31 protein-coding genes are annotated in these 25,125 nt (G+C 61.1%); 16 read left to right on the top strand and 15 right to left on the bottom strand.

Annotation, left to right across the window (positions count from 1 at the left end; translation table 11 throughout):
- Positions 1-21: 21 nt before the first annotated feature.
- Positions 22-954 carry an AEC family transporter gene (locus RBB16_RS01225; protein ID WP_306044388.1) on the bottom strand — a complete coding sequence of 311 codons (933 nt, stop codon included), beginning with the start codon at positions 952-954 and terminating at the stop codon, positions 22-24.
- 100 nt (positions 955-1,054) lie between these two features.
- On the opposite strand from RBB16_RS01225, the gene RBB16_RS01230 reads away from it, so the two are divergent.
- Positions 1,055-1,672: a TetR/AcrR family transcriptional regulator gene (locus tag RBB16_RS01230; protein WP_306044389.1), complete on the top strand. Its 618-nt coding sequence runs from the start codon at positions 1,055-1,057 to the stop codon at positions 1,670-1,672.
- Here RBB16_RS01230 and RBB16_RS01235 read toward each other — a convergent pair whose 3' ends face one another.
- The 4 genes from RBB16_RS01235 to RBB16_RS01250 form a co-directional block, all read right to left on the bottom strand.
- Entirely contained in the window at positions 1,673-2,383 is a 711-nt protein-coding gene (locus tag RBB16_RS01235) for an NYN domain-containing protein (protein ID WP_306044390.1), read from the bottom strand.
- A gap of 108 nt (positions 2,384-2,491) precedes the next feature.
- Positions 2,492-2,926, bottom strand: coding sequence for a hypothetical protein (locus RBB16_RS01240; protein WP_306044392.1), 435 nt, complete (start codon positions 2,924-2,926; stop codon positions 2,492-2,494).
- Between the two features lie 39 nt (positions 2,927-2,965).
- On the bottom strand, positions 2,966-3,361 hold the full coding sequence (locus tag RBB16_RS01245) for a hypothetical protein (protein ID WP_306044394.1): 396 nt from the start codon (positions 3,359-3,361) through the stop codon (positions 2,966-2,968).
- A 70-nt stretch (positions 3,362-3,431) separates the two neighbouring features.
- Positions 3,432-4,544 (bottom strand): S-(hydroxymethyl)glutathione dehydrogenase/class III alcohol dehydrogenase, encoded by a 1,113-nt coding sequence (locus tag RBB16_RS01250; protein ID WP_306044395.1) that lies wholly within the window; start codon positions 4,542-4,544, stop codon positions 3,432-3,434.
- Between the two features lie 173 nt (positions 4,545-4,717).
- Here RBB16_RS01250 and RBB16_RS01255 point away from each other — a divergent pair, with 173 nt between their 5' ends.
- From RBB16_RS01255 to infB, 7 genes are all read left to right on the top strand, one after another.
- Entirely contained in the window at positions 4,718-4,978 is a 261-nt protein-coding gene (locus tag RBB16_RS01255) for an I78 family peptidase inhibitor (protein ID WP_306044396.1), read from the top strand.
- A complete protein-coding gene (locus RBB16_RS01260) occupies positions 4,975-5,322 on the top strand; it encodes an I78 family peptidase inhibitor (RefSeq protein WP_306044397.1) in 348 nt (115 codons plus the stop codon). Before RBB16_RS01255 ends, RBB16_RS01260 begins: the two co-directional genes overlap by 4 nt.
- A gap of 35 nt (positions 5,323-5,357) precedes the next feature.
- Positions 5,358-5,804: a hypothetical protein gene (locus RBB16_RS01265; RefSeq protein ID WP_306044399.1), complete on the top strand. Its 447-nt coding sequence runs from the start codon at positions 5,358-5,360 to the stop codon at positions 5,802-5,804.
- 120 nt (positions 5,805-5,924) lie between these two features.
- Complete coding sequence (gene rimP / locus RBB16_RS01270; RefSeq protein WP_306044400.1) at positions 5,925-6,515, top strand: ribosome maturation factor RimP; 591 nt, start codon at positions 5,925-5,927, stop codon at positions 6,513-6,515.
- A gap of 3 nt (positions 6,516-6,518) precedes the next feature.
- On the top strand, positions 6,519-8,144 hold the full coding sequence (gene nusA, locus RBB16_RS01275; RefSeq protein WP_071691680.1) for a transcription termination factor NusA: 1,626 nt from the start codon (positions 6,519-6,521) through the stop codon (positions 8,142-8,144).
- Positions 8,145-8,168: 24 nt separating this feature from the next.
- A complete protein-coding gene (locus RBB16_RS01280) occupies positions 8,169-8,798 on the top strand; it encodes an RNA-binding protein (protein WP_306044401.1) in 630 nt (209 codons plus the stop codon).
- The gene (gene infB / locus RBB16_RS01285) at positions 8,795-11,293 is read left to right on the top strand and encodes a translation initiation factor IF-2 (protein WP_306044402.1); all 2,499 of its coding nucleotides are present in this window, start codon (positions 8,795-8,797) and stop codon (positions 11,291-11,293) included. The genes RBB16_RS01280 and infB overlap by 4 nt, the downstream gene beginning before the upstream one ends.
- Positions 11,294-11,364: 71 nt before the next feature.
- Here the strand turns inward: infB and RBB16_RS01290 are convergent, their stop codons facing one another.
- The gene (locus RBB16_RS01290) at positions 11,365-11,829 is read right to left on the bottom strand and encodes a cytochrome c family protein (protein WP_306044403.1); all 465 of its coding nucleotides are present in this window, start codon (positions 11,827-11,829) and stop codon (positions 11,365-11,367) included.
- 173 nt (positions 11,830-12,002) lie between these two features.
- Between RBB16_RS01290 and hslV the strand changes: the two genes are divergently transcribed.
- Complete coding sequence (gene hslV, locus RBB16_RS01295) at positions 12,003-12,560, top strand: ATP-dependent protease subunit HslV (RefSeq protein ID WP_306044404.1); 558 nt, start codon at positions 12,003-12,005, stop codon at positions 12,558-12,560.
- Complete coding sequence (locus tag RBB16_RS01300; RefSeq protein ID WP_306044405.1) at positions 12,557-13,636, top strand: hypothetical protein; 1,080 nt, start codon at positions 12,557-12,559, stop codon at positions 13,634-13,636. Before hslV ends, RBB16_RS01300 begins: the two co-directional genes overlap by 4 nt.
- Here RBB16_RS01300 and RBB16_RS01305 read toward each other — a convergent pair.
- The gene (locus tag RBB16_RS01305) at positions 13,633-13,893 is read right to left on the bottom strand and encodes a BrnA antitoxin family protein (protein WP_306044406.1); all 261 of its coding nucleotides are present in this window, start codon (positions 13,891-13,893) and stop codon (positions 13,633-13,635) included. The genes RBB16_RS01300 and RBB16_RS01305 overlap by 4 nt on opposite strands.
- Positions 13,853-14,146 carry a BrnT family toxin gene (locus RBB16_RS01310; protein WP_306044407.1) on the bottom strand — a complete coding sequence of 98 codons (294 nt, stop codon included), beginning with the start codon at positions 14,144-14,146 and terminating at the stop codon, positions 13,853-13,855. The genes RBB16_RS01305 and RBB16_RS01310 overlap by 41 nt, the downstream gene beginning before the upstream one ends.
- Before the next feature lie 213 nt (positions 14,147-14,359).
- On the opposite strand from RBB16_RS01310, the gene hslU reads away from it, so the two are divergent.
- The 3 genes from hslU to RBB16_RS01325 are packed head-to-tail and all read left to right on the top strand — an operon-like array spanning position 14,360 to position 18,027.
- Complete coding sequence (gene hslU / locus RBB16_RS01315; RefSeq protein ID WP_306044408.1) at positions 14,360-15,676, top strand: ATP-dependent protease ATPase subunit HslU; 1,317 nt, start codon at positions 14,360-14,362, stop codon at positions 15,674-15,676.
- Positions 15,677-15,712: 36 nt separating this feature from the next.
- Positions 15,713-16,804, top strand: a complete 1,092-nt coding sequence (locus tag RBB16_RS01320; RefSeq protein ID WP_306044409.1) for an alpha/beta hydrolase — start codon at positions 15,713-15,715, stop codon at positions 16,802-16,804.
- On the top strand, positions 16,801-18,027 hold the full coding sequence (locus RBB16_RS01325) for a nitrate/nitrite transporter (RefSeq protein ID WP_306044410.1): 1,227 nt from the start codon (positions 16,801-16,803) through the stop codon (positions 18,025-18,027). The genes RBB16_RS01320 and RBB16_RS01325 overlap by 4 nt, the downstream gene beginning before the upstream one ends.
- On the opposite strand, the gene RBB16_RS01330 is transcribed toward RBB16_RS01325, so the two are convergent.
- From RBB16_RS01330 to RBB16_RS01340, 3 genes are read right to left on the bottom strand one after another with little or no spacing between them, the layout of a single operon-like run.
- On the bottom strand, positions 18,010-18,612 hold the full coding sequence (locus tag RBB16_RS01330) for a Smr/MutS family protein (protein ID WP_306044411.1): 603 nt from the start codon (positions 18,610-18,612) through the stop codon (positions 18,010-18,012). The genes RBB16_RS01325 and RBB16_RS01330 overlap by 18 nt on opposite strands.
- Position 18,613: 1 nt before the next feature.
- Positions 18,614-19,639, bottom strand: a complete 1,026-nt coding sequence (locus tag RBB16_RS01335) for a murein transglycosylase A (RefSeq protein ID WP_371931199.1) — start codon at positions 19,637-19,639, stop codon at positions 18,614-18,616.
- 6 nt (positions 19,640-19,645) lie between these two features.
- Complete coding sequence (locus RBB16_RS01340; RefSeq protein WP_306044412.1) at positions 19,646-20,302, bottom strand: Tim44/TimA family putative adaptor protein; 657 nt, start codon at positions 20,300-20,302, stop codon at positions 19,646-19,648.
- Positions 20,303-20,421: 119 nt separating this feature from the next.
- Here RBB16_RS01340 and RBB16_RS01345 point away from each other — a divergent pair, with 119 nt between their 5' ends.
- Together RBB16_RS01345 and secB are read left to right on the top strand one after the other, a co-directional pair.
- Positions 20,422-20,898 (top strand): FxsA family protein, encoded by a 477-nt coding sequence (locus RBB16_RS01345; RefSeq protein WP_306044413.1) that lies wholly within the window; start codon positions 20,422-20,424, stop codon positions 20,896-20,898.
- Positions 20,899-20,953: 55 nt separating this feature from the next.
- Complete coding sequence (gene secB, locus RBB16_RS01350; protein ID WP_071691693.1) at positions 20,954-21,457, top strand: protein-export chaperone SecB; 504 nt, start codon at positions 20,954-20,956, stop codon at positions 21,455-21,457.
- Here secB and dnaQ read toward each other — a convergent pair whose 3' ends face one another.
- The 4 genes from dnaQ to RBB16_RS01370 are packed head-to-tail and all read right to left on the bottom strand — an operon-like array spanning position 21,458 to position 24,204.
- Entirely contained in the window at positions 21,458-22,195 is a 738-nt protein-coding gene (dnaQ, locus tag RBB16_RS01355) for a DNA polymerase III subunit epsilon (RefSeq protein WP_306044414.1), read from the bottom strand.
- Positions 22,188-22,781, bottom strand: a complete 594-nt coding sequence (gene coaE / locus RBB16_RS01360; protein WP_306044415.1) for a dephospho-CoA kinase — start codon at positions 22,779-22,781, stop codon at positions 22,188-22,190. Before coaE ends, dnaQ begins: the two co-directional genes overlap by 8 nt.
- Positions 22,778-23,611, bottom strand: coding sequence for a shikimate dehydrogenase (locus RBB16_RS01365; protein ID WP_306044416.1), 834 nt, complete (start codon positions 23,609-23,611; stop codon positions 22,778-22,780). The genes coaE and RBB16_RS01365 overlap by 4 nt, the downstream gene beginning before the upstream one ends.
- Positions 23,608-24,204 (bottom strand): nucleoside triphosphate pyrophosphatase, encoded by a 597-nt coding sequence (locus RBB16_RS01370; protein WP_306044417.1) that lies wholly within the window; start codon positions 24,202-24,204, stop codon positions 23,608-23,610. The genes RBB16_RS01365 and RBB16_RS01370 overlap by 4 nt, the downstream gene beginning before the upstream one ends.
- Before the next feature lie 415 nt (positions 24,205-24,619).
- Between RBB16_RS01370 and hemJ the strand changes: the two genes are divergently transcribed.
- On the top strand, positions 24,620-25,078 hold the full coding sequence (hemJ, locus tag RBB16_RS01375) for a protoporphyrinogen oxidase HemJ (protein WP_306044419.1): 459 nt from the start codon (positions 24,620-24,622) through the stop codon (positions 25,076-25,078).
- Positions 25,079-25,125: the final 47 nt, after the last annotated feature.

Below are 25,125 nucleotides of genomic sequence, written 5' to 3' on the forward strand. Positions count from 1 at the left end.
GAGGGGCGATGCAGCAAGCGGCTAGAGCAGCGGTGTGACCCAGGCGATGACGAGAGAGACCGTGACGATGGATATCGCGGTCGAGATAAGGATTGCCGCCGAAACGCGCTGCGGCGCGACGCCATAGTGTTGCGCAAGGATGTAGACATTGCCCGCGACGGGCAAGGCCGCCGCCGAAATCATCACCGCCGCGTCAAAGGCCGCGACCGGGAACAGCCACAGCGCCGCAATGGCGACCGCGCCGGGGTGCAGCACCAGTTTGCAAAAGCTGAGCCACCCGGCGACCGACATCCGTTCCGCCGATTTGCCTGCCAGCGAGGCCCCGATGGCGAACAGCGCACCGGGGGTTGCAGCGGCCCCGAGGATGCCGAGGAATTCATTGGCAACTTCGGGAATGGGCAGCGACAGGCCCGACCAGATCAGGCCAAGCGCGATCGAGACAATCATCGGGTTTTTCAACAACCCCTTGCCGACCGTGCCGAGAATGGCAACGGACATGCGCCCGTCGCGTGACCCTGTGATCAGGATGGTGATCAGGCTGGAAAAGACGATGAGATCCATGGCCAGGATCATCAGGACCGGGCCGGCTGCGTTTTCGCCCAGAAGCACCACCAGCATCGGCACGCCCAGAAAGCCCGTATTGCCGATGACCGAGCACTGTGCCTCAACCGCCGCTTCCTGTATGCCGACCCCTCGAAAGAACGCGACCGCCGTGGCCAGCAGGTAAACCACCCCGCAGCCCCACAGATAGGCGGCGACGAACCACCAGTCGAAGATCTCGGATATCGACAGGTTGGCGGCAAACCGGAACAGCATGGCGGACAGGGCGAAGTAGAAGACGAATTTCGTCAGGTAGGCCGTCGCCTCTGCCGTAAAGAAGCCGGTGCGTCCCGATTGGAAGCCAAGCGCGATCAACGCGAAGAAGGGCAGGGTCTTGAGAAAGATCTCGATCATGTGGGCATCGCTAGGGCAACATTCATACCCTGTCCAGCGCCTGCTTTGCTTGATGAACTAAACTGGTCAGTCTATTGTACCAATGTCAGCAGGAGGCAGCATGAACATCAGCGTACCGCTCAAGAAAGGCCGGAAATTCGATCAGGTCATCGCCGGGGCGAGAGAGGTGTTTCTGCGCGAAGGGTTCGAAGGCGCCAGCGTCGACCAGATTGCGCGCGATGCAGGCGTGTCCAAGGCGACGCTTTATAGCTATTTCCCTGATAAACAGGCTCTGTTCATGGCGGTTCTGACCTCTCAGTGTCAGATGCAGTCCGAGCAGGCCATGGGGATCGAAATCCTGCAACGCCCGGTGCCAGAGGCGCTCTATTCCATCGCGCGTTCGTTCCTGAACTTCCTGATGTCTGACTTTTCCATCCAGGTGTTCCGGGTCTGTGTGGCCGAATCGAACCGCTTCCCTGAATTGGGCCGCGCCTTCTATGACAGTGGCCCCAAACAGGTGCTGGACCAAATCGCCAGCTATCTGGGCAGCGAGAAGGTGGCGCAGGAGCTGAAGATCGACGATCCCTACATGGCCGCCGACCAGTTCCTGCAGCTTTGCCGGGCCGACATGCTGCTGCGCCGGATCCTCAATGTCGAGACCGATGATTCACCCGATAAGATGGATCGAATTGCACGGGAAACGGTGGCGACCTTCCTCGCGCGCTACCGCCGCGCCTGATCAGTCCACGCGTCGCACGAACAGCTGGTTGTTCTCAGCCCGCCGGGTTTCCAGCGTTTTTACATCCGCCACGATATCGGACAGCTTCTTCTTGCCATAGCTGCGCGTGTCGAAATCGGGGTTCGCGGCCTGAATCTGCTGGCCAAGCGTACCAAGGTTGAACCAGTCGCTGTCCTGATCAATCGAATCCATCGCCCGGTAGATCAGGTCACGCACCTCGGTCAGCTTGGCGGCCGGCTTGGCTGCGCCATCGGCGGGCTTGGTCGTCTCGCCTTCGATGTTCTCGATGAAGATGAACCGCTTGCAGGCCTGGCGGAACGCATCTGGGGTCTTCTTCTGACCGATGCCATAGACCTCCAGCCCCTGTTCCCGGATACGGCTGGCAAGCCGGGTGAAATCACTGTCGGAACTGACCAAAACGAAGCCGTCGAAACGCGCGGTATGCAGCAGGTCCATCGCGTCGATCACAAGGGCGATATCGCTGGCGTTCTTTCCAACGGTATTGGCAGGCTGATGGAAGGGCACCAGCCCGTGCTCCGCCTGTACCCGGTTCCAGCCTGCCATCTGCTGAGACGAGAAATCCCCGTAGATGCGGCGCACGCTGGCCTCTCCGAACCGGGCGATTTCATCGAAGATCGCCTTGGCATGCTTGGGCGAGGTATTGTCCGCATCGACCAGAACGGCCAGCAGGGGGATTTTGGTTTGGGTCACGGACCTGTCCTTTTCGGCCGGGCCGGTGTGGCCCTGTTGCAAACAGGATGACGCCCCCGGATCGGGAAGTCGAGGGCGACGGCAGCATTCAACGCCTTGAACGGTGGGTCATTTGGTTGCCTCGGAAGTGTCGCAAGGGGTGCTTCCGGAAATCTGACTGGCCAGAAGCGTCGTTTCGTCCACGGTGAAGTTACCGGTGATCACGATCTGCCCGCCTGTGATCGGCTCTTGTATCACGGGCGACATCAGCACCTGGTCGCAGACCACCAGATCCATCTCCTGCCCGATATGGGCAGCGGTGATTTCCGCAAACAGGGTGGCGCCGCTGGCGTCGAAACTCAGCTCCAGCTGGGGCATTTGCGTTATGTCATTCACACTGGCCAATACCGCAAGGATGTGTTCGGGCGGGACGATAAATTCCTGCCCTGACACGCGCAGTTCAATCACCGCGCCTCCGGGCTGCGGGGCCGTGTCAGTGGCCCCCACCAAACCGCCAAGGGCGGTCACGAGGCCAGACAGAAATCCCAGGCCTTCGGGTTCCATGACAGATCCTCCATGTCTGAACGGGAGGGCGCGGCGTGCCTATTTGCCCGGTGTCGGCGGTGCGTAGGTGCCCGCCACCTGCTGATCCCAGATCTCGTTCAGCCGGTCGGCCACGGTTTCGCGCGCGTCATTGTCGGAATCGGTGTTGAAGACGATGAGGAACGGCGCCGCGATTCCCGCCTCGATCGGGCAGATGATCAGCGCATCCACAACCTCGCCCCGCAGGTCATAGCCGCCGATGGTCCATTCGCTGCGCCCGGTGAAACCATCACCGCCATAGGTCGCGCGGTAGGCGTCGATCGTGGCTTCGGCCAGGCGCATGCATTCGGCCCGTTCATCGACGGACCCGAGGTCGGACACCGTCCAGCCTTCGGCCTGCGCCATGCCCGCCGCCAACAGGATGCCAAGCCCGGAAATAAGAGCCATGGTCTTCATCTGGAAAACTCCTTTCCTGAAACCAGCCGATCCCCCGAAGGGAACCGGCCCTGACGTTACTATAGCACGTTTAGTACACGACGACGGACCGGATCGACTCGCCTGCATGCATCAGGTCGAAGCCCTTGTTGATGTCGTCGAGGGAAAGCGTGTGGGTGATCATCGGGTCGATCTCGATCTTGCCGTCCATGTACCAGTCGACGATCTTGGGCACGTCCGTCCGGCCCCTTGCGCCGCCAAAGGCCGTGCCGCGCCAGACGCGGCCGGTGACCAGCTGGAAGGGCCGGGTGGAGATCTCGGCCCCCGCGGGCGCCACGCCGATGATGATCGACTCGCCCCAGCCCTTATGGGCGCATTCCAGCGCGTCGCGCATCACCTGCACGTTGCCGGTCGCGTCGAAGGAATAATCCGCGCCGCCGCCGGTCAGCTCCACCAGGTGGTTGACGATGCTGCCTTCGACCTCTTTGGGGTTGACGAAATCGGTCATGCCGAACCGCTTGGCCATCTCCACCTTGTCGGGGTTGAGGTCGACGCCGACGATCTGGTCGGCGCCAGCGAGCCTGAGCCCCTGGATCACATTCAGCCCGATGCCGCCCAGGCCAAAGACCACCGCCCGCGCGCCGATCTCGACCTTGGCGGTGTTGATCACCGCACCGATCCCCGTGGTCACGCCGCAGCCTATATAGCAGATCTTGTCGAAAGGCGCGTCGGGGCGCACTTTGGCCAGCGCGATCTCGGGCAGGACGGTGTGGTTCGAGAAGGTCGAACAACCCATGTAATGCAGGATCGGCGTGCCATCGAGCATGGAAAACCGGCTGGTCCCGTCGGGCATCAGACCCTGGCCTTGCGTGACGCGAATGGCCTGGCAGAGGTTGGTCTTGCCGGAGAGGCAATACTCGCATTCGCGGCATTCGGGCGTGTAGAGCGGGATCACATGATCGCCGGGTTTGAGGCTTTTCACACCGGGGCCCACCTCCAGCACCACGCCCGCGCCCTCATGGCCCAGAATGGCCGGGAACATCCCCTCGGGATCCGCGCCAGAGAGCGTGAACTCATCCGTATGACAGATCCCCGTCGCCTTGATCTCCACCAGAACCTCGCCCGCCTTCGGGCCCTCGAGGTTCACCTCCATAACCTCCAGAGGCTTCCCAGCCTCCAAAGCAACAGCTGCACGGGTGCGCATCAATCTTCCTCCCGGTTTCATCGTGTTGATCTGACCCTGTGACAAAGCCGCTCGGGATTCAATGGAAGAGGAAAGGCGTCCGTCATTTTTGCAAAAGTGTGCCGATAACACATATGGCTTGACTCTCCCCTTGTAAGTGTCGATTATACACCTATAGACAAGGAGACATACCAATGAAACATTTCGCCCTGATTGCCGCCCTGGCCGCGACCACGACCCCCGCCCTGGCAGAGCTGAACCTTGCCGACAGCTGCGGCGCGTCGCGCTATCAGTCCCTGATCGGCCAGCCCGCTATTGTTGCGGATCTGATGGCAGAGGCCAACATGGCCCGCGTCCTGCGCCCCGGCATGATGACCACGATGATCTACATCGCCGATCGTATGAACATCGCCGTTGACGAAAACGACATCATCGAACGGGTCTATTGCGGATGAAACGCCTTGCCACGACCCTCGCCATCCTGTTTGTCGGCGCAGCCCCGACGTTTGCCCAAGGGATCTCTGCCACCTATTTTCCGGGCACGGAAACGGGCCTGACACATCCGAACCCCTATGAAGCATCTGGTGGCTTCCCCGTTCACGACACCTCCCGCATGTGTGGTGCGAACCTGTATCAGCATCTGGTTGGGCAGCCCCTATCCTATGCCCACACGGCCGGGGCAACGCACGGGGCTCGGATTCTCCAGTTCGGTCAGGTGAGAAATTTCAACCACATCGCTGACCGCCTGAATTTTGAAATTCACCTGGATCAAACAGTTTTCCGCGTGTTCTGCGGATAGGCGCAGACATCCCTTTCATGAAAGCACATTCCAAGATGAAAAACTCTATTCTCACCATCGCATTCCTCGCCACCGTGACCCAGATGATCGGCAACGCCGCGATGGCCAACACCATCATCCAACCTCATTGCAACACGGGCAGCCGCTGCCAGGCGGCCATGGAAGGCACGGTAAACTCTTCCCATGCAGGACCAAGCTGGGAATTGGGCCCTGTCATCCCAGTTTCTGGCTCAGTCGCCGTGTGTACCGCCACAGAAGGCTGTGACCCGGTTGTCCGCACCCCGGTGATTGTCGACAACAATTGCGCATTGACGGAGGTGGAAAGCCTTATCGGCCATCCGATCGAGATCACCGGACAGTATGATCTGTCGCCTCGCGTCTTTTCCGCCGAGCGCATGGCCGGGACGATGGATTACTGGCCCTGGCGGTTCAACGTTTTCGTGGACGCGGACGGTATGATTACGCAGGCCTTCTGCGGATGACTTGCGCCCGGCGCTGATTCGTCCTATATCCCCTTCAACAGCGGCGCGTCGGCCTCTACCCCCGACGCTCCACCGGGAAATATCAACGGGCCGCGCGCCCGTTTTTTTGTGTTTGGACCCATGTCAGACCTGATTGCCAAAACCGCTATGGATCGCCGCCTGGCCGATATCCTGACCCCCTTGATCGAAGGGATGGGGTTCGAACTGGTGCGCATCCGCCTGATGAGCGGAAAGACCATGACGCTGCAGATCATGGCCGAACGTCCCGAGGGCGGGATCGAGGTCGATCAATGCGCCGAGATCTCAACCGCGGTCAGCGCCCTTCTGGATGTCGAAGACCCGATTGAAGACAACTACACGCTGGAAGTGTCCAGCCCCGGGATCGACCGGCCGCTGACCCGGCTAAAGGATTTCGACACCTGGCAAGGCTATGAGGCCAAGCTGGAAACCGCTGAACTGATCGACGGGCGGCGCCGCTTCAAGGGCGAGCTTGCCGGGATCGACGGCGACGAAGTGCTGATCAACCTGGTGGATGAAAAGGGCGACCCCGTCACCATCGGGCTGGAGTTCGACTGGCTGACGGACGCCAAGCTGGTCCTGACCGACGACCTGATCACTGAAATGCTGCGCCAGCGCAAGGCGGCGGGCACCATCGACGAATCCCAATTCGACGAGATTGAAACCGAAGAGCCTGGAAAGGCGGAGGACTGACCCATGGCAATCACCAGTGCAAACCAGCTGGAGCTTCTGCAAACCGCCGAGGCCGTTGCCCGCGAGAAGATGATCGACCCCGGTCTGGTGGTCGAGGCGATGGAAGAATCGCTCGCCCGTGCCGCCAAGTCGCGCTACGGGTCCGAGCTGGATATCCGTGTGCACATCGACCGCCGGACCGGCAAGGCCACCTTCACCCGCGTGCGTACCGTGGTTGAAGAGGTAGAGAACCACTTCACCGAACTGACCGTCCGCGACGCCCGCGCCTTCAAGGAAGACGCAGAGATCGGCGACGAGATCATCGACGAGGTTCCCCCGGTCGAGATGGGCCGGATCGCCGCGCAAAGCGCCAAGCAGGTGATCCTGCAAAAGGTGCGCGAGGCCGAGCGGGATCGCCAGTACGAAGAATTCAAGGACCGCAAGGGCACGATCATCAACGGTCAGGTCAAGCGCGAGGAATATGGCAACGTCATCGTCGATATCGGCCGTGGCGAAGCGGTTCTGCGCCGGAATGAAAAGATCGGCCGCGAGAGCTATCGCCCGAATGACCGGATCCGCGTCTTCATCAAGGATGTGCGCCGCGAACCGCGCGGGCCGCAGATTTTCCTCAGCCGTACCGCGCCGGAGTTCATGGCCGAGCTGTTCAAGATGGAAGTGCCGGAAATCTATGACGGCATCATCGAGATCAAGGCCGTCGCCCGTGACCCAGGTTCGCGTGCCAAGATCGCTGTCATTTCCTATGACAACTCGATTGACCCCGTCGGGGCCTGCGTCGGTATGCGCGGCAGCCGGGTTCAGGCCGTCGTGAACGAACTCCAGGGCGAAAAGATCGACATCATCCCGTGGAATGACGATCAGCCGACCTTCCTTGTAAACGCGCTGCAACCTGCGGAAGTGTCCAAGGTTGTTCTGGATGAAGACGCCGGCAAGATCGAGGTCGTGGTTCCCGATGATCAGCTGTCGCTGGCCATTGGCCGCCGCGGTCAGAACGTGCGGCTGGCCTCTCAGCTGACGGGGCTGGATATCGACATTCTGACCGAGGAAGAAGAAAGCGCCCGTCGCCAGGCCGAATTCGCCGAGCGGACGCAGGTCTTCATGGACAGCCTCGACCTGGACGAATTCTTCGCGCAGCTGCTGGTCTCCGAAGGCTTCACCTCGCTGGAAGAAGTCGCCTATGTGGAGCTGGATGAACTGCTGGTCATCGAAGGCGTCGACGAGGACACCGCGAACGAGTTGCAGGCCCGTGCCCGCGACTATCTGGAAGAGCAGAACCGCAAGGCGCTGGAACAGGCCCGTGAACTGGGTGTGGAACAGAGCCTTATTGATTTCGAAGGTCTGACACCCCAGATGCTGGTGGCCCTTGGCGAAGACGATGTGAAAACGCTGGAAGATTTCGCAACCTGCGCCGATTGGGAACTGGCGGGCGGCTGGACCACCGTGGACGGTCAGCGCGTCAAGGATGACGGCCTTCTGGAACAGTTCGACGTGAGCCTCGAGGAAGCTCAGAACATGGTGATGACCGCGCGCCTGCAACTGGGCTGGGTCACCATCGAGGAACTGGAAGCGCAAGCCGCAGCCGAAGCGGAAGCGGCGGCAGCCGAAGCAGCAGAAGAGGAGTCCGAGGCCTGATCGCAGGTCTCGGGGATGCAGCCCATGACACGGGGCGGTCGAACCAAATCGCGCGATGAGGCCGAACGGCGCTGCATCGCCACCGGAGAAACCCAGCCGAAGGCCGGGTTGATCCGCTTTGTCGTGGGTCCGGGCGACGTGATTGTCCCGGATGTCGCAGAGCGGTTGCCCGGTCGGGGCATCTGGGTTTCGGCCGATCCGGCTGCGCTGGCGCTGGCCGTCAAGAAGAACCTGTTCGCCCGTGGGGCAAAGCAGCAAGTGACGGTTCCCGCCGATCTGGCGGAACAGGTCGAAACCCTGCTGGCGCGCCGTGTGATCGAGCTGATCTCGCTGGCGCGGAAGTCCGGCAAGGCGGTGGCCGGGTTTGAAAAAGTAAAAGGCTGGCTGGCGGATGGTCATGCCCGCGTTCTGTTCCAGGCCTCTGACGGCTCGGAACGGGGAAAATCGAAACTCTGGACGCCCGAAGGGGGCCGATTTTTCGGCTGTTTGACGGCAGATGAATTGGGTTTGGCATTCGGGCGCCAACATGTGATACATGGCGCGCTTGCGGCTGGCGGACTCGAACGACGTGTAGTAGAGGAGGCCTCGAAGCTGCGAGGCCTGCGCGGCACATACGGCGAACATATCGCCGGGAAGGATACGAAAGACGTATGAGCGATCAAGACGGTAAAAAACCCCTCGGACTTTCTGGCGGCGCCCGCTCGGGCCGCGTGAACCAGAGCTTTTCGCGTGGGCGGACAAAGAGTGTGGTGGTGGAAACCAAACGCAAACGCGTTGTGGTGCCCAAGCCGGGCTCATCCTCGTCCGGGCAGTCCGATGCGCCGCGTCGGCCTTCGGGTGTTTCCGACGCAGAGATGGAGCGCCGGCTGAAAGCCTTGCAGGCCGCCAAGGCCCGCGAGTCCGAAGAAGCTGAGCGCCGCGAACGCGAAGAGCGCGAACGCGAGGAAGAACGCGCGCGTCGCAAGGCCGAGATCGAGGCCAAGGAACGCGAAGAACGCGAGCGCGAAGAGGCGCTGAAGGCCAAGGCCGAAGAAGACGAGCGCCGCAAGCGCGAGGAAGAGGAACGCCGCGCCGCTGAACGTGCTGCACCCGCTGCCTCACCGGCTGCGGATGCACCCGCCGGCGCCAAGGAAGACCGCACCGCGCGGCCCGTGCCAACCAAGACCGGCGCGCCGACCCCGGCCAAGCGGGACAACAAGGACCGCGACGATAAAGGCGGGCGCGGAAAAGGTGGCGAACGCGATGGCCGCCGGTCCGGCAAGCTGACCGTTAACCAGGCGCTGACCGGTGGCGAAGGCGGGCGGCAACGATCCATGGCCGCCATGAAACGCAAGCAGGAACGCGCACGGCAGAAGGCCATGGGCGGCCACCAGGAACGCGAAAAGATCGTGCGTGACGTGCAGGTGCCCGAGGCCATCGTGGTTTCGGAACTGGCGAACCGCATGGCCGAGCGGGTGGCCGATGTGGTGAAAGAGCTCATGAAAATGGGCATGATGGTCACGCAGAACCAGTCGATCGACCAGGACACCGCGGAACTGATCGTCGAGGAATTCGGCCACCGCATGGTGCGCGTATCCGATTCCGACGTCGAAGACGTGATCGACACGGTCGAGGACAATCCGGAAGACCTGAAGCCCCGTGCCCCGGTCATCACCATCATGGGCCACGTGGACCACGGCAAGACCTCGCTTCTGGATGCGATCCGCAACGCCAAGGTGGTTGCCGGTGAAGCGGGCGGGATCACCCAGCATATCGGTGCCTACCAGGTGACGACCGACGGCGGCCAGCTGCTGACCTTCCTCGATACGCCCGGCCACGCCGCGTTTACCTCGATGCGGGCTCGTGGTGCGCAGGTGACGGATATCGTGGTTCTGGTCGTGGCCGCTGACGATGCGGTGATGCCGCAGACGGTCGAGGCGATCAATCACGCCAAGGCCGCCGGGGTTCCGATGATCGTGGCGATCAACAAGATCGACAAACCGGCCGCCGACCCGATGAAGGTGCGTACCGACCTGCTGCAACACGAGGTTGTCGTGGAACAGATGTCGGGCGAGGTTCAGGACGTTGAAGTGTCGGCCCATACCGGTCAGGGGCTTGATGAACTGCTGGACGCCATCGCGCTGCAGGCGGAAATCCTCGAGCTTAAGGCCAACCCTGACCGGGCTGCCTCTGGTGCTGTCATCGAAGCGCAGCTCGATGTGGGTCGCGGCCCCGTGGCTACCGTTCTGGTTCAGAACGGCACGCTCAAGCAGGGTGATATCTTCGTTGTGGGTGAGCAGTGGGGTAAAGTCCGCGCGCTGATCAACGACAAGGGCGACCGTGTGAAAGAGGCCGGGCCTTCGGTTCCGGTCGAGGTTCTGGGCCTCAATGGCACGCCCGAAGCGGGTGATGTTCTGAACGTGGTCGATACCGAGGCGCAGGCCCGTGAAATCGCCGACTACCGTGAACAGGCCGCCAAGGACCGTCGCGCCGCCGCCGGTGCGGCCACCACGCTCGATCAGCTGATGGCCAAGGCCAAGGCGGATCAGAACGTGGCGGAACTGCCGGTTCTGGTGAAGGCCGATGTGCAGGGCTCTGCCGAAGCCATCGCTCAGGCGCTGGAAAAGGTGGGCAACGAGGAAGTGCGCGTGCGCATCCTGCATTCCGGCGTGGGTGCGATCACCGAATCCGATATCGGCCTTGCCGAAGCGTCCGGTGCACCGGTGATCGGCTTCAACGTCCGGGCCAACGCGCCCGCACGCAACGCTGCGAACCAGAAGGGTGTGGAAATCCGCTATTACTCGGTGATCTACGACCTTGTGGACGACGTGAAGAAAGCGGCCTCTGGCTTGCTCTCTGCCGAAGTGCGCGAGAACTTCATCGGGTATGCCGAGATCAAGGACACCTTCCGCGTATCCGGTGTCGGCAACGTGGCTGGCTGTCTGGTGACCGAAGGCGTTGCCCGCCGGTCTGCCGGGGTGCGCCTGCTGCGCGACAACGTGGTGATCCACGAAGGCACGCTGAAAACGCTCAAGCGCTTCAAGGACGAGGTCAAGGAAGTCCAGTCCGGTCAGGAATGCGGTATGGCGTTTGAGAACTACGACGATGTGCGTAAGGGCGATGTCATCGAGATCTTCGAGCGGGAGGAGGTCGAGCGGTCGCTGGACTGATCTCTGCCAAGCTCCAAAAACAAAGGGCGGTCCCAACGGGCCGCCCTTCTTGCTTCTCTGACATGAGTTGATCAGTCAGACGCTTCATCTTCCATCATCTCACCAAACTGCGCGAGGAAGGCGTAGATATCTATCGCGCCTTCTTCATCAACGCGCTGCGGGGTCATGGTAGACCGGCCACGTTCGCCCGTAGCTTCGGTCAGGAAGGCCGTGGCGTTCGGAATATAGGCGGCGAAGCTGGCCTCGTCCCAGGTGATCTCGGCCGCATGGGCCGCTTCCATCAGAGAAGAGTACCGGAAACCCTCGACGCTTCCTGCCACTGCGCCCACGATACCATACAGGTTAGGGCCCGTGCGGCCATTGCGGCCCGCCAGCACGTTATCATCCGCGTCACGCACGACATGGCAGGAAACGCAGTTGCGGTTAAACAGGTTTTCACCGGCCTCTGCATCCCCGGACGGGCCAGCACCGTGGCTGTCAGCGAAAGCCATGGGCGCGGAAAGAAGCGCTGCGGCGAGTGTCAATTTGCGGATCATTGAGTAGCTCCTCTAGCTTGGCTGGCGGCACTATAGCGACTGAAGAACCGGAATGGTGCCGAACGAATTGTCACGGTCAAAAAATTAGCGGACCTGAACAGAATGACCAGAGGGTGCGAGGTCTTGTCGCCACCCGCCTTGGGGGTCATATACGAGGGAAGCAAGGAGACGACATGAGCAATTCCGACTTTCCCGGCTGGCACGGCACAACCATTATCGGCATTCGCAAGGGCGACGAGGTTGTCGTTGCGGGCGATGGACAGGTCAGCCTCGGTCAGACCGTGATCAAGGGCAGCGCCCGAAAGGTGCGGCGTCTGAAACCGGGCGGACATGAGGTTGTGGCCGGATTTGCCGGGTCCACCGCCGACGCCTTTACCCTGCTGGAACGTCTGGAAGCCAAGCTGGAGGCGACACCCGGTCAACTGGCCCGCGCCAGCGTCGAACTGGCCAAGGACTGGCGGACCGACAAGTACCTGCAAAAACTGGAAGCGATGCTGATCGTCACCGATGGGCGCGACCTGTTCGTCATCACCGGCGCGGGCGATGTGCTGGAACCCGAGCACGGGATTGCAGCGATCGGATCGGGCGGGAACTACGCGCTCGCCGCTGCCCGCGCGATGATTGACAGCGACATGGGGGCCGAGGATATCGCCCGCCGCGCCATGGCCATCGCCGCCGATATCTGCGTCTACACCAATGGCAACCTGACGGTGGAACGGATCGGCGCATGACCGGCGTCAACCGCGACGATATCCGCGCCGCCGTCGGCGCGGGCATGATATCAGAGGCTCAGGCGGCATCCCTTGTAGCCCTGTCCGACGCTAGGCGCGGGGTGCGCGAACACATGACCGGGCTTGATGAACCGTTCGAGCTGTTCAAGGGCTTTAACGAGATTTTCATCGTCGTAGGTCTGAGCATCTTTTTCGCAGGCTGGCTCGGGCTGACCGGGCTCAGCCTGTTCGAGATCACATCTATCGGCTACATCGCCACGATGGTCTATGCGGCTCTGGCCGCGGGGGCGGTCATTCTGCTGGCCCGCTATTTCACGCTCAAGCGCCGGATGGTTGCCCCCTCCATCGCGCTGGCGATCTTCTTCGGTATTTCGACGGCACAGTTCGGCATGGGCCTCAGCTGGATGTTTCGGGGGGACCTGCCGATAACCCTGACGCTTGGCGCCGGACTGTCGACCGTGCTGCTGTGCGCCTATTACGCTGTATTTCGTGTGCCCTTTGCCATGGCTCTGATTGCGCTTGGCGTCTTCGCCACCTGCTTTGGCATCATCGCGATCGGCGGCACCCTGCCCGATGATCCGCGCGACCTGTTTCTTCTGTCAGCGGAAGGCCCCTTCGCCGTCCTGACCATCGTGCTTGGGCTTGTCGGGCTTGCCGTCGCCCTGCGCTTTGACATGAGCGACCCGCATCGCGTCACACGCCGGTCGTCCAGCGGCTTCTGGCTGCACGTCATTGCCGCCCCTGCCATCGTCAACACGGTGTCCCTGACGCTGTTTGATATTGGAACCGTCACCGCGCAGCTGATGGTGCTGGTGTTCGTTCTGGCCATGGCGATCTTTGCCATCGCCATCGACCGCCGGTCCTTTCTGGTATCCGGTGTCGGCTATATCGTGGCGCTGGCCTTCACGGTGATGGAGGGCGCGGCCTTCCTGTCCATCTTCATGCTTGGCCTCGTGCTGATCGTCCTTGGTGCGCAATGGGAAAACATCCGCCGCGCCATCATGAACACGCTGCCGGGTTTCCCCGGCAAAACCCGCCTTCCCCCCTGGGACATTCTGACCCCGGAAGACGCTTAACCCGCTTTCTCCTGCGCGTCCTTGTAGGCCCGAAGAACAGCGTTCATCCGGGTTTGGTAGCCTTTCCCCTGGTTGCGAAAAAACTCCACAATATCGGCGTCGATGCGCAGGGAAATCAGTTTCTTTGGCTCTGGCTCCACCAATCTGGCCGAGGCCCAATCAACCTCGACCTCGGCTTCGCCTTCATGATCGGGTGCCGCCCTGAGACGCTCCCAATCAGTCTGGCTTTTCTGTTTCCGCATCTCGTCGAGCGACATGCGCGTCATATGCTTCTCGCTCATTTCGTCGGGCCCTCCGGGCTGTAATGATCCGGATCGCGTCCTCCCGGATCGTGAAAACCACGGCAATAGGGATGCCGTTCAGATATCCTATCGCGATCTGACGCTGTTCGATCTCGCTGCGGGCAGGAAGAGACAGGTACTCGCCCTCCAGTATTTCCGCCGCGTCTATGAAATCGATTCCATGTTTTTGAAGTGTCAGCTGCCGCTTGTTTTCGTCCCATTCGAACATCGAGGGCACCTCCTGAGCATGACTGATCGCTGATGAACTCTTTCATCGCTCTGTCTCCGTCGGTTGCCCTTGGCGGCTCGAAGGGTGGTAAACGCAACACGAGAACTAAAAAAACCGCTATTTGTATCTACAGGTTGTATCTACAATTGTCCACCCCCTTGGACTCCTCCCTCAGGATGCGTATGTCTCATCGAAGCCCTGCTGGAGTACCAAATGACCGACCTGACCCCCCGCGAAATCGTGTCCGAGCTGGACCGCTTCATCATTGGCCAGAAAGACGCCAAGCGCGCTGTCGCCGTGGCCCTGCGCAACCGTTGGCGGCGCAAGCAATTGGGGGATGATCTGCGGGACGAGGTCTATCCCAAGAACATCCTGATGATCGGCCCCACCGGCGTGGGCAAGACTGAGATCAGCCGCCGTCTGGCGAAACTCGCCCGTGCGCCCTTCATCAAGGTTGAAGCCACCAAGTTCACCGAGGTGGGCTATGTCGGCCGCGATGTGGAACAGATTATCCGTGATCTGGTGGATGCCGCGCAGATCATGGTGCGCGAGCACATGCGCGAAGAGGTCAAGGCCAATGCGCATCAAGCCGCCGAGGACCGGGTGATCGAGGCCCTGGCCGGAACCGATGCCCGCGAACAGACGCGGGAGATGTTCCGCAAGAAACTGCGCTCGGGCGAGCTGGACGACAAGATGATCGAGCTGGAGGTTGCCGATACCTCCAACCCCATGGGCGGCATGTTCGAGATCCCCGGCCAGCCCGGCATGGGGGCCATGGGTGGCGGCATGAACCTTGGCGACATCTTCGGAAAGGCCTTCGGCGGGCGCACCGTGAAACGACGGATGACCGTTGCCTCCAGCTATGACGTGTTGATCGACGAAGAGGCGGACAAGCTGCTGGATGCCGAAACCGTGACGCGCGAAGCGGTGCGTGCGGTGGAACAGAACGGCATCGTTTTCATCGACGAGATCGACAAGGTTTCTGCCCGGTCCGACGCGCGCGGGGCAGATGTGAGCCGCGAAGGCGTGCAGCGCGACCTGCTGCCGTTGATCGAGGGCACGACCGTCAGCACCAAGCACGGGCCGGTCAAGACCGACCATATCCTGTTCATCGCCTCGGGTGCCTTCCACATCGCCAAGCCCTCGGACCTGCTGCCCGAACTTCAGGGGCGATTGCCCATTCGGGTGGAGCTGCGGGCGCTGACGGAAGAGGATTTCGTGCGGATTCTGACGGAAACCGACAACGCCCTGACCCGGCAATACACCGCCCTGATGGCCACCGAGGAGGTGACTGTCACCTTCACCGAGGATGGGATCAAGGCACTTGCTGCGATTGCCGCCGAGGTGAACACCAGCGTGGAAAATATCGGCGCGCGGCGGCTTTATACGGTGATGGAGCGGGTGTTCGAAGAGCTGAGCTTTACGGCCCCGGACCGGGGGGGTGATGCCGTTGTCGTGGATGCCGCATTCGTGGAAAAGAATCTGGGCGAGCTGATGCGCTCTGCCGATCTCGGGCGCTACGTGCTATAGGGCGGGCAAACGCCCTGTTATTCCGGTTCTTTGCCCGTGACTCGTTTCCTTCTGGCCGCGCTTCTGTTTCTGACAGCCGCCTGCGGAACACCGCCGAATATCGCCATGGTCACCCGCACCGTTCCGGATGCCGGGATGCGGACCGTGTTCGTCGCCACCAATCGCGCATTCGAGGATCAGAACTTTACGGCGGGACGGGAAAGCGGGGTGGAATATGCGCGGTTTGATGTCTCTATTCCGCCGAATCGTGACTTGGGCGAGGTGACTTGGCCACAGGGCCAGGTGCCTGACCCGACAACCGATTTCGTCGTGACGGATGCTGGCAGCTATCCCAGCCCCACGGCTTTTCGTGCCGATATTCGCACGGCGCTGACCGCGCTGCCGCCCGAGGATCGGGAGGTCGTGGTGTTCGTTCATGGCTACAACAACAACTTCGCCTCGGGCCTCTTCCGCATCGCGCAGATGGCCCATGACTACGAGGCCCCCGGCCTGACTGCGCATTTCGCCTGGCCAAGCGCGGGTAACCCTTTCGGCTATGTCTTCGACCGGGAAAGTGCGGCGTTTTCACGGGATGCTCTGGAACAGTTCCTGCGCGATCTGCACGCTGCGGGGGCGCGGCGCATCCTTTTGGTGGGGCATTCGCTTGGTGGCCATATCACAATGGAAACCCTGCGCCAGATCCGCATTTCGGGCGATGACACCGTCTTGCAGTCCCTGTCAGGGATTGTGCTGATCTCGCCCGATATCGACATCGAAGTGTTCCAGAGCCAGGCCCGCGCCGTGGACCCGCTGCCGCAACCCTTCGTCGTCTTTACCTCGGCCAATGACCGCGCCTTGCGACTGTCGGCAGGCATCACCGGGCGGCAGAACCGGCTTGGCAATCTGGGCACGGCAGAAGATGTGGCCGAGTTCAACATTCTGCTGGTCGATATCTCTGCCTTCCGATCCGGTGTCGGGGACTGGACCAATCATTCGACTCTGGTCACCTCGCCTTCACTGATCCAGATGTTTCAGGGCCTGCCCGATATTGGCACGGGAAGCGGGGATATCCCGATTGATCTGGTCTCCGGCACGGTTCTGACGGTCAGGAACGCCACGCAAATCCTGTTGTCGCCGGTGGGACAATGACCGCCGCGCTGTCTTTCCTGCGCGACAATGCGGCGTTTCTGCTGGCCGGGGCCTTGCTGAGTTTCACGTCGAGCTTTGGGCAAACCTTCTTCATCTCGATCTTCGCGGGCGAGATCATGTCCACCTTTTCCCTGTCGGACGGGGATTGGGGGCTGATCTACTCCCTCGGCACCACGGCATCGGCCATCGTTATGGTCTGGTCCGGGGTTCTGACCGACCGGCTGCGGGTCAGGGTGCTGGGGGCCATCGTGTTCGCCGGGCTGGCCTTCGCCTGCCTGTTCATGGCGTTCAATCCCTATGCCGCGTTTCTGCCCTTGTCCATTTTCCTTCTGCGCTTCACCGGGCAGGGCATGACAAGCCACATCGCGATGGTCGCCATGGCGCGATGGTTCGTGGCAACGCGGGGCAAGGCGCTGGCCATCGCGGCCTCGGGCTATGCCGTTGGCGAAGCGATCTTGCCTGTGCTGTTCGTGGCGGCCATGACCCTGATCGACTGGCACTACCTGTGGATGGTTGCAGCCCTGTTCATCTTGCTGATGTTGCCGGTGATGCAGAGGCTGCTGCGCCAGGAACGTACCCCGCAATCGCTTGCTGAAAGCGACAACGCGCTTGGCATGAACGGGCGGCATTGGACCCGAAAGGAGATGCTGCGTCATCCGCTGTTCTGGTTCGTGCTACCCTCGATTCTGGGGCCATCGGCCTTCGTCACCGCACTGTTTTTCCAGCAGGTGCATCTGGCCGAGGTCAAGGGTTGGAGCCATGTGGGCTTTGTCGCGCTGTTCCCGGTCTATACGGGCGTGTCGACCCTGTTCATGCTGTTGGCCGGATGGGCGATCGACAGGTTCGGCACCAAGCGGCTGATGCCCTTTTACCAGATCCCCATTGCGATCAGCTTTGTGGTGATGGCGAGCGCCGAGTCGCTTTGGGGCGCGGCGCTGGCATTTGCCCTGATGGCGATGACAACGGGGGCGAATTCAACGCTTCCCTCCGCCTTCTGGGCGGAGTTCTATGGCACGCGCCATATCGGCGGGATCAAGTCCATCGCCACGGCTGCGATGGTGTTGGGTTCGGCAATCGGGCCCGCGATTTCGGGGGTGCTGATTGATCGGGGCATCACATTCCCCGAGCAGATGCTGGGAATCACGATGTGGTTCCTGCTGGCCTCTGGCCTGATCTGGTTCGGGGTGACAACCGCTGCCCGCAGCCTAGCGCGCCCGGCGTAGATAGACGTAATACGCCCCCGCGCCGCCATGGCGGATATGTGCCTCCCGGATATCCAAGACAACGCGGCCAAGCGGCGGCATGTGCAGCCAGTTTGGAACCTGATGTTTCAGCACCCCGCGCCGGATGGGAATGGGGCCGGGATCATCCCGATCCTTGCCCTTGCCAGTGATCACCAGAACCAGCCTGAGACCGTCCTCATGCGCACCGAGGATGAACCGCGTCAGAACCGGGTGCGCCTGCGCCAGCGTCATTCCGTGCAGGTCGATCCGTGCCTCGGGCTTCAGCTTGCCGCGCAGCATCTTCTTGTGGGTGCCGTGATCCATCCTCACCGGGGCATGGGCCAGCCGTTCGGAAACCGACGGCGCGAGCTGACTGCCGGGTAGGGCGCTTGTCGCGGCCTCCCCTATGCGGAAATCGCTGACCTCGAAGCTTTGCTTGTGCTTCGGTTTCGGGTGGTGCCGGTCTGGCGCGGGCGCGAGGTCTTCCTTCTGCTTCTGGGGGCGCGCGGCTGTGACCGTGCGGGTCACGGCGGACCACAGCTTGCGGTCCTCCGCGCTGAGTGTTCTGGGCCTTCTTCGTGACATATCAGGCGTCCGGGACCATCAGGTTGGCCAGCTCGATCGGCATCAACACGATCATCCGTCCGGGGTCGCGGATACGGCCCGCTTCCAACCCGGCCTCATCCCCGAAACCGTAGAACACATCGGCCCGCTGCGCGCCCTGGATCGCAGATCCCGTGTCCTGGGCGATCATCAGCCGGCGCAGCGGGCTTTCGCCATCCTTCTCGATCCAGACCGGCGCGCCAAGCGGCGTAAACCGGGGATCGACCGCAATCGAACGCATCGGCGTGATGGATCGGTTCATGGCGCCGAGCGGCCCGTCATCGGGATTCCGCGTGCGGATGACGCGAAAAAACACGTAGGACGGGTTGTGATAGAGCAGCTCCCGCCCCGCGGTCGGGTTACGCCTGACCCAGGACCCGATGACCTGCGCCGAGACCTGATGGGGCTGATAGATGCCGCGGCGGATCAATTCCTGACCGATGGAGCGGTATTCGTGCCCGTTGCGGCCAGCATACCCCACGCGGATCACGCGGCCATCGGGCAGACGAATGCGTCCAGACCCCTGAATTTGCAGGAAGAACAGTTCGACCGCGTCATCGACCCAGGCGATTTCCAGCCCCTGGCCTTCGAGCAGCCCGTCCTGTTCAATCTCTCGACGGGTGTGCCATGGCTCCACCACATCTGGCGGCATGCGATAGACGGGGAACCGGTAGCGGGAGGTTTGGGTCAATGACCCGCTCAGTTCCGGCTCAAAATAGCCCGTGAAAAGCGCGGGTTCATCACCGCCGATCAGAACCGGGCGAAAGAACAGCTCAAAGAAAGTGCGGGCATTGGGCTGCTGCTGCGCGACTGCGCAAAGCCGCAGCCATTCGCCGTCATTCATATCCGGGCAGGTGTTCAGAAAGACCTCAAGCGCCGCTTGATGATCGTCCTCGGCCCATCCGTCGAGATCGTCGAAACTGAGTATCTGTGCGTTGTGCTGTGCCATCACAGGGGCACAAAACAGGGTCGCGGCGGACAAGACCAGAGAAAAAAGCCCGCCGCGCATGGGGGATCACCCGCCGGTTGCGACCAGAACCCAGTTCGGATCGGAACTGCCCATTTTACGGCCAAAGGTCCAGACATCGCGCTGGCGCTTGATCGCATTGGGGTCGCCTTCGACCAGCTCCCCCGCCGCATTGCGCACGGCAGAGGTCAGCTCACCCACGAAACGCACGGTGACTTCGGCCATATTGTCAGACCGGTCGAAGCTCGCGTCCTGCAACGCCAGTTCCCGCACCCCGACGAAATTCGCGTCGATGGACAGGCCCTGTTCTTCGCGGTTGCGGATCACCTCTTCGAAGGTTTCCATCACGTCATCGGCCAGGAACGGGCGCAGCCCTTCGACATCGCCGTTTTCAAAGGCCATGAGGATCATCTCATAGGCGCCACGCGCACCTTGCAGAAATTCCGACACCGAGAAGCCCGGCTCTGCCATCTTCATCGCGGCAAGCGCCTTGGCGGCATCGGTGCCATCGTCCACATGATCGGTGATATCGCGATCGGGGCCGCCCTCGATCACCTCGAAATCCCGGCGGGGGGGGCTGCGTCGGGTTGGTGCCTCGGACGGAGGCGCCTCATACCCGTCGCGTGTTCCAAGAACGCTGCGCAGCTTCAGGATCAGGAAAATTGCGATCCCGGCCAACACCAGAAGCTGCAGTAGGGAATTCATGTCGGAACCTCTTTCGGGCGGTTGGGGTTAAATCTTGCGGCTCGATGGCACATATGTAGGCGCGGGGGGCGGTCAAGTCCATGTGCCAACCGCCGCTGTTGTCGAAGAAAGGACGCAAGATGTGGCTGTTTTTCCTGTTTATCGGCGTGCCGCTGATTGAAATCGCCCTGTTCATCCAGGTGGGCGGGCTGATCGGTTTGTGGCCGACACTTGGAATAGTTGTGCTGACAGCGGTTCTGGGATCCATGCTGGTGCGGTCGCAGGGCGCTCAGGCGATGGCCAATCTTCGCACCAGTTTCAACGACTTGAACGATCCGACTGAGCCTCTGGCACATGGCGCGATGATCCTGTTTTCCGGGGCACTTCTGTTGACGCCGGGCTTCTTCACCGACGCGCTTGGCTTTGCGCTGCTGGTTCCGGGCTTTCGCAATCTGGTGCTTCGAGAGCTGCGCAAAAGGATCAAGGTTGAATCGGTTGTTGCCGGGCAGCAGCAATGGACGCAAACACGTCACAGCCCCGATGTGATCATCGAAGGCGACTATGAAGTTGACGAAAACCCGCCGCGAAACGGGCCTTCCGGGTGGACTCGCCATTGAGGCAGCCGAATTCACCTGATAAACCGCCTGCAACCTTTTAAACCCGGAGATACAGATGGCCGAAGAAAACGGGACCCAAGCCCCCGAAGGCGCAGCGCAGGCCCCCGTCCTGCCCAAGATGCAGGTCCTTGCCCAGTTCATTAGAGACATGTCTTTCGAGAACATCGCCGCCCAGAAATCCCTGCAGGGCAACACGCAGCCCGAAATTCAGGTGCAGGTCGGTGTCGAAGCGCGCAAGCGCCAGACCGAAAACCAGTACGATGTTGTCGTCAAACTGAAGATCGACAACAAAACCAAGGACGATGGCGCGCAGATTTTCCTGATCGAGCTTGATTATGCCGGCGTCTTCCAGATCGAGAACGTGAACGAGCAGCAGTTGCATCCGTTCCTGCATATCGAATGCCCGCGCATGCTGTTCCCGTTCATCCGCCGCATCGTGTCCGACATTTCGCGCGACGGTGGCTACCCGCCGCTGAACCTCGACAACATGGATTTCGTGCAGATCTATCGCAACCAGCTGGCCCGCGTCGCGCAGACCAAGCCGCACGCGGACGCGTAATCAGCCGAATTTCTTCCAGACAGCGCCGTCGCCCATCTCCTCGACAAAGGACGCATGGGCGGCGGCTTCTTCTTGGCTGATCCTTGAGGGCAGCGGATTGGGCCGTGGTTTCGGGCGCCAGGCTTCGGTCGGTTGACCGGTTGATGTGGTTTCCACGCGCGCTGACAAGGCGAAATCTGGCTGACGCCCGCCGATCAGTTCCAGATAGACCTCCGCCAGGATCTCGGAGTCGAGCAGCGCGCCGTGCAAGGTTCGGGACGAGTTATCAATCCCAAACCGGCGGCAAAGCGCATCGAGCGAGGCTGGCGAGCCGGGAAATTTCTTGCGCGCAATGGCCAGCGTATCGACGGCACGTTCCCATGGGATCTGCGGCAGATTCAGCCAACGCAGTTCCGCGTTCAGGAATTTCATGTCGAAGCTGGCATTGTGGATGACCAGCTTGGAATCCATGCCCACGAAGTCGAGGAATTTCTGCCCGAAGGCCGAGAAAACCGGCTTGTCCTTCAGCGTCACCTCTCCGGGGTTCGGGCCGCGCGGGCCGGATTCCAGCAGGTCTGGCCCGATTCCATGCACGCCAAACGCCTCGTCCGGCATGGACCGTTCCGGGTTGATGTAAACGTGAAACGTTTCGCCCGTAGGCAGGTGGTTATAAAGCTCGATTGCCCCGATCTCGACGATCCGATCCCCTGATTCAGGGTCGAATCCGGTCGTTTCAGTGTCGAGCACGATCTCACGCATGATGTTCCCCGGTCAGCCTTTCGATCAGTTTCATCACGTCCGCACGGGTGCTGTCCAGATCATAGGTCTCGATCACGAAATCAGCACGGGCGCGTTTCTCGGCATCGGGCGTCTGCCGCGCGAGGATCGAGGCGAACATCTCCTCGGTCATTGTTTCTCGCGCCAGAACCCGGCGGCGTTGTTCCTCGGAATCGACGGACACGACAAGCACACCGTCCATATTGGCGGCCGATCCGGTTTCGAAAAGCAGGGGGATGTCCAAAACGATAAGAGGCGCGTCTGTGTTGGCGGCAATAAAATCCGCGCGATCTGCGGCGACAAGCGGGTGCACGATCCGTTCAAGTTGCGCCAGCGCCGTGTCATCCCGCGCGATCCACTCTTTCAGCGCGTCACGGTCCACTTTTCCGATGGCGGTCGCATCCGGGCAGATCTTCGAAATCGGCTCAACCGCAGCGCCGCCCTTGGCATAGATCCGGTGCACGGCGGCATCCGCATCCCAGACCGGCACGCCCGCATCGCGGAAAAACTGGGCTGTGGTGGATTTCCCCATGCCGATAGAGCCGGTGAGGCCGAGAATAAAGCTCATTCCCCCAACACCACCGCGCGCAGGTCGTCATCGACCTCCGGTTTCATACCGAACCAGCGTTCGAACCCCGGTGCGGCCTGATGCAGCAGCATTCCCAATCCGTCGACGGTATGACAGCCACGCGCAGCGGCCTCTTCCAGCAGTTCCGTCCGCAAAGGGGTGTAGACGATGTCATTAACGACCGTTGCCGGATTCAGCCTGTCCAGGTCGATATGAAGGGGTTGCTTGCCGACCATCCCAAGGGAGGTTGTGTTAACCAGCAAAGCAACCTCATCAAGCACGTTGGGAATCCGCGTCCAGTCCGCGACATGGACCTTGGCGCCGAAATGATCCTGAAGGGCTTCGGCCCGGGCACGGGTGCGATTGACCAGAAACACATGCGGGCAACCGTCAGAGAGCAGGGCGGAAACCACCGCCCGCGCGGCCCCTCCGGCCCCAAGTACCAGCGCAGGCCCTTCGGAGGCGGACCAACCGGGTGTGTATTGTCGAATGTTCTCCATGAAACCGACGCCGTCGGTATTATCGGCCTGCAATTTCCCATTCGCCGTATAGGTCAGCGTATTGGCCGCACCGATCAGCGCCGCCCGATCGGTCACGGAATCGGCAATCTGCAGCACGGTTTCTTTATGCGGAATGGTGACATTGACGCCCTTGAACCCCAGGTCGGGCAACAGGCGCAGGGTGTCATGCAACCGCTCTCGGGTGACATGTAGCGGCACATAATGCCCGTCGATCCCGTAGCGCCACAGCCAGTGGCCATGCAGCCGGGGGGACCGGCTATGTGCAATCGGGTCGCCGATTACCCCGGCCAGCAACAGCTTTTCCGTCATCCCTCGATGTCTCCTTTTTGGGTCAGGAACCCGATGAGTTCCAGAAGTGGCAGACCCAGAACGGTAAAGTAGTCCCCTTCAATACGGCTGAAAAGCCGTGCGCCCTCTTCTTCCAGCTTATAGCTACCCACACTGTCCCCGATCCCCGGCCAGTTCCGGGCCAGATAAGCCGCCAGATAGTCGTCACTGCTGTCGCGCATCAGCAGACGGACCTGACCGACATAGCGCCAGACCGGCTCGGCCCCGGAATAGACGACGATGGCAGAGAGCAGCTTGTGCTGTTTTCCCCGCAGCGCGCGCAGTTGGTCGGCTGCTTCCTCCTTGCTGGTTGGCTTGGACAGGATCTGGCCCTGAAATTCCAGAACCTGATCCGAACCAATCACCGTGGCCTCGGGGTGTTTTTCAGCGATCTTGCGGGCTTTGAACTCGGCCAGCGCATCGGCCACATCGCGCGGGGTCGCCTCTTCGGCCAGCAAAGCGGCCTTGATCGCGTCCTCGTCAATGCGCGCGGGCAGGGCGGTGAAGGGGATACCGGCATTGGTCAGCAGCGTCTGCCGGATGGCGGAGCTCGAGGCCAGAATGATCTGCGTCATTGGATAACTCTATGAACAAGTCTGGGGCCAAGCCCGGGAATGGGTTCTGTATATCTTCGACTTCCCCGGTCATCCAAGCCCGGATCGCCCTTCCACGGTGTTTTGCCCAAGTGTTTTCCACGGGGACAGTTCATCACCAGTTAGACGGGGATTTATGTGATGCTGCTGGAGTCAGGCACAGATTCTCCCATGGTTATTCACAAGATGATTTCTCATATATATTTGATATTGCAATACAATTATTCTTATTCCACAGATCATGATCCATGAAGGCGTGGGGGTCAAAGACCTGTGGAGAAGCCTCTGGGCTCTTCCGGTTAAACCCGGTTTTCCCAGTTATCCCCGGTACAACAACCACATCATCTTTTCTTTTAAATAAATATATTTATTGAAGGGGCAGAGAACGGAGCGACCCATGATCGGTGATTTTCTGGCGGCAGCCTATCCCTGGACCAAGAGCCTGCATGTGATGTCAGTGCTCGCCTGGATGGCGGGGCTGTTCTATCTGCCGCGTCTCTTCGTCTATCACGCCGAACAGGTGGGTCAGGGCAACGATACCGACCAGCTTTTCCAGACCATGGAATACAAGCTGCTGCGGGTGATCATGAACCCCGCGATGATCGCCACGTGGATCTTTGGCCTCGCGCTCGTCTTTACACCGGGCATCGTCTATTGGGGTGACGTCTGGCCGTGGACCAAGGCGGCGGCTGTGCTGGGGATGACGTGGTTTCATCACTGGCTGGCCCTGCGTCGCAAGGACTTCGCCAAGGGCGAGAACATCCGCACGGGTCGGACCTATCGGATGATGAACGAACTTCCCACGGTGCTGATGGTCGTGATCGTGATTTCCGTTATCGCTCGGCCGTTTTCCTAAGCCCGGTTGACTTGGTCGCGGCCTTTCCTTATCTCGCTTGTCAACTT

This window comes from Nioella sp. MMSF_3534, from assembly GCF_030732985.1.
Lineage (GTDB): Bacteria > Pseudomonadota > Alphaproteobacteria > Rhodobacterales > Rhodobacteraceae > Nioella.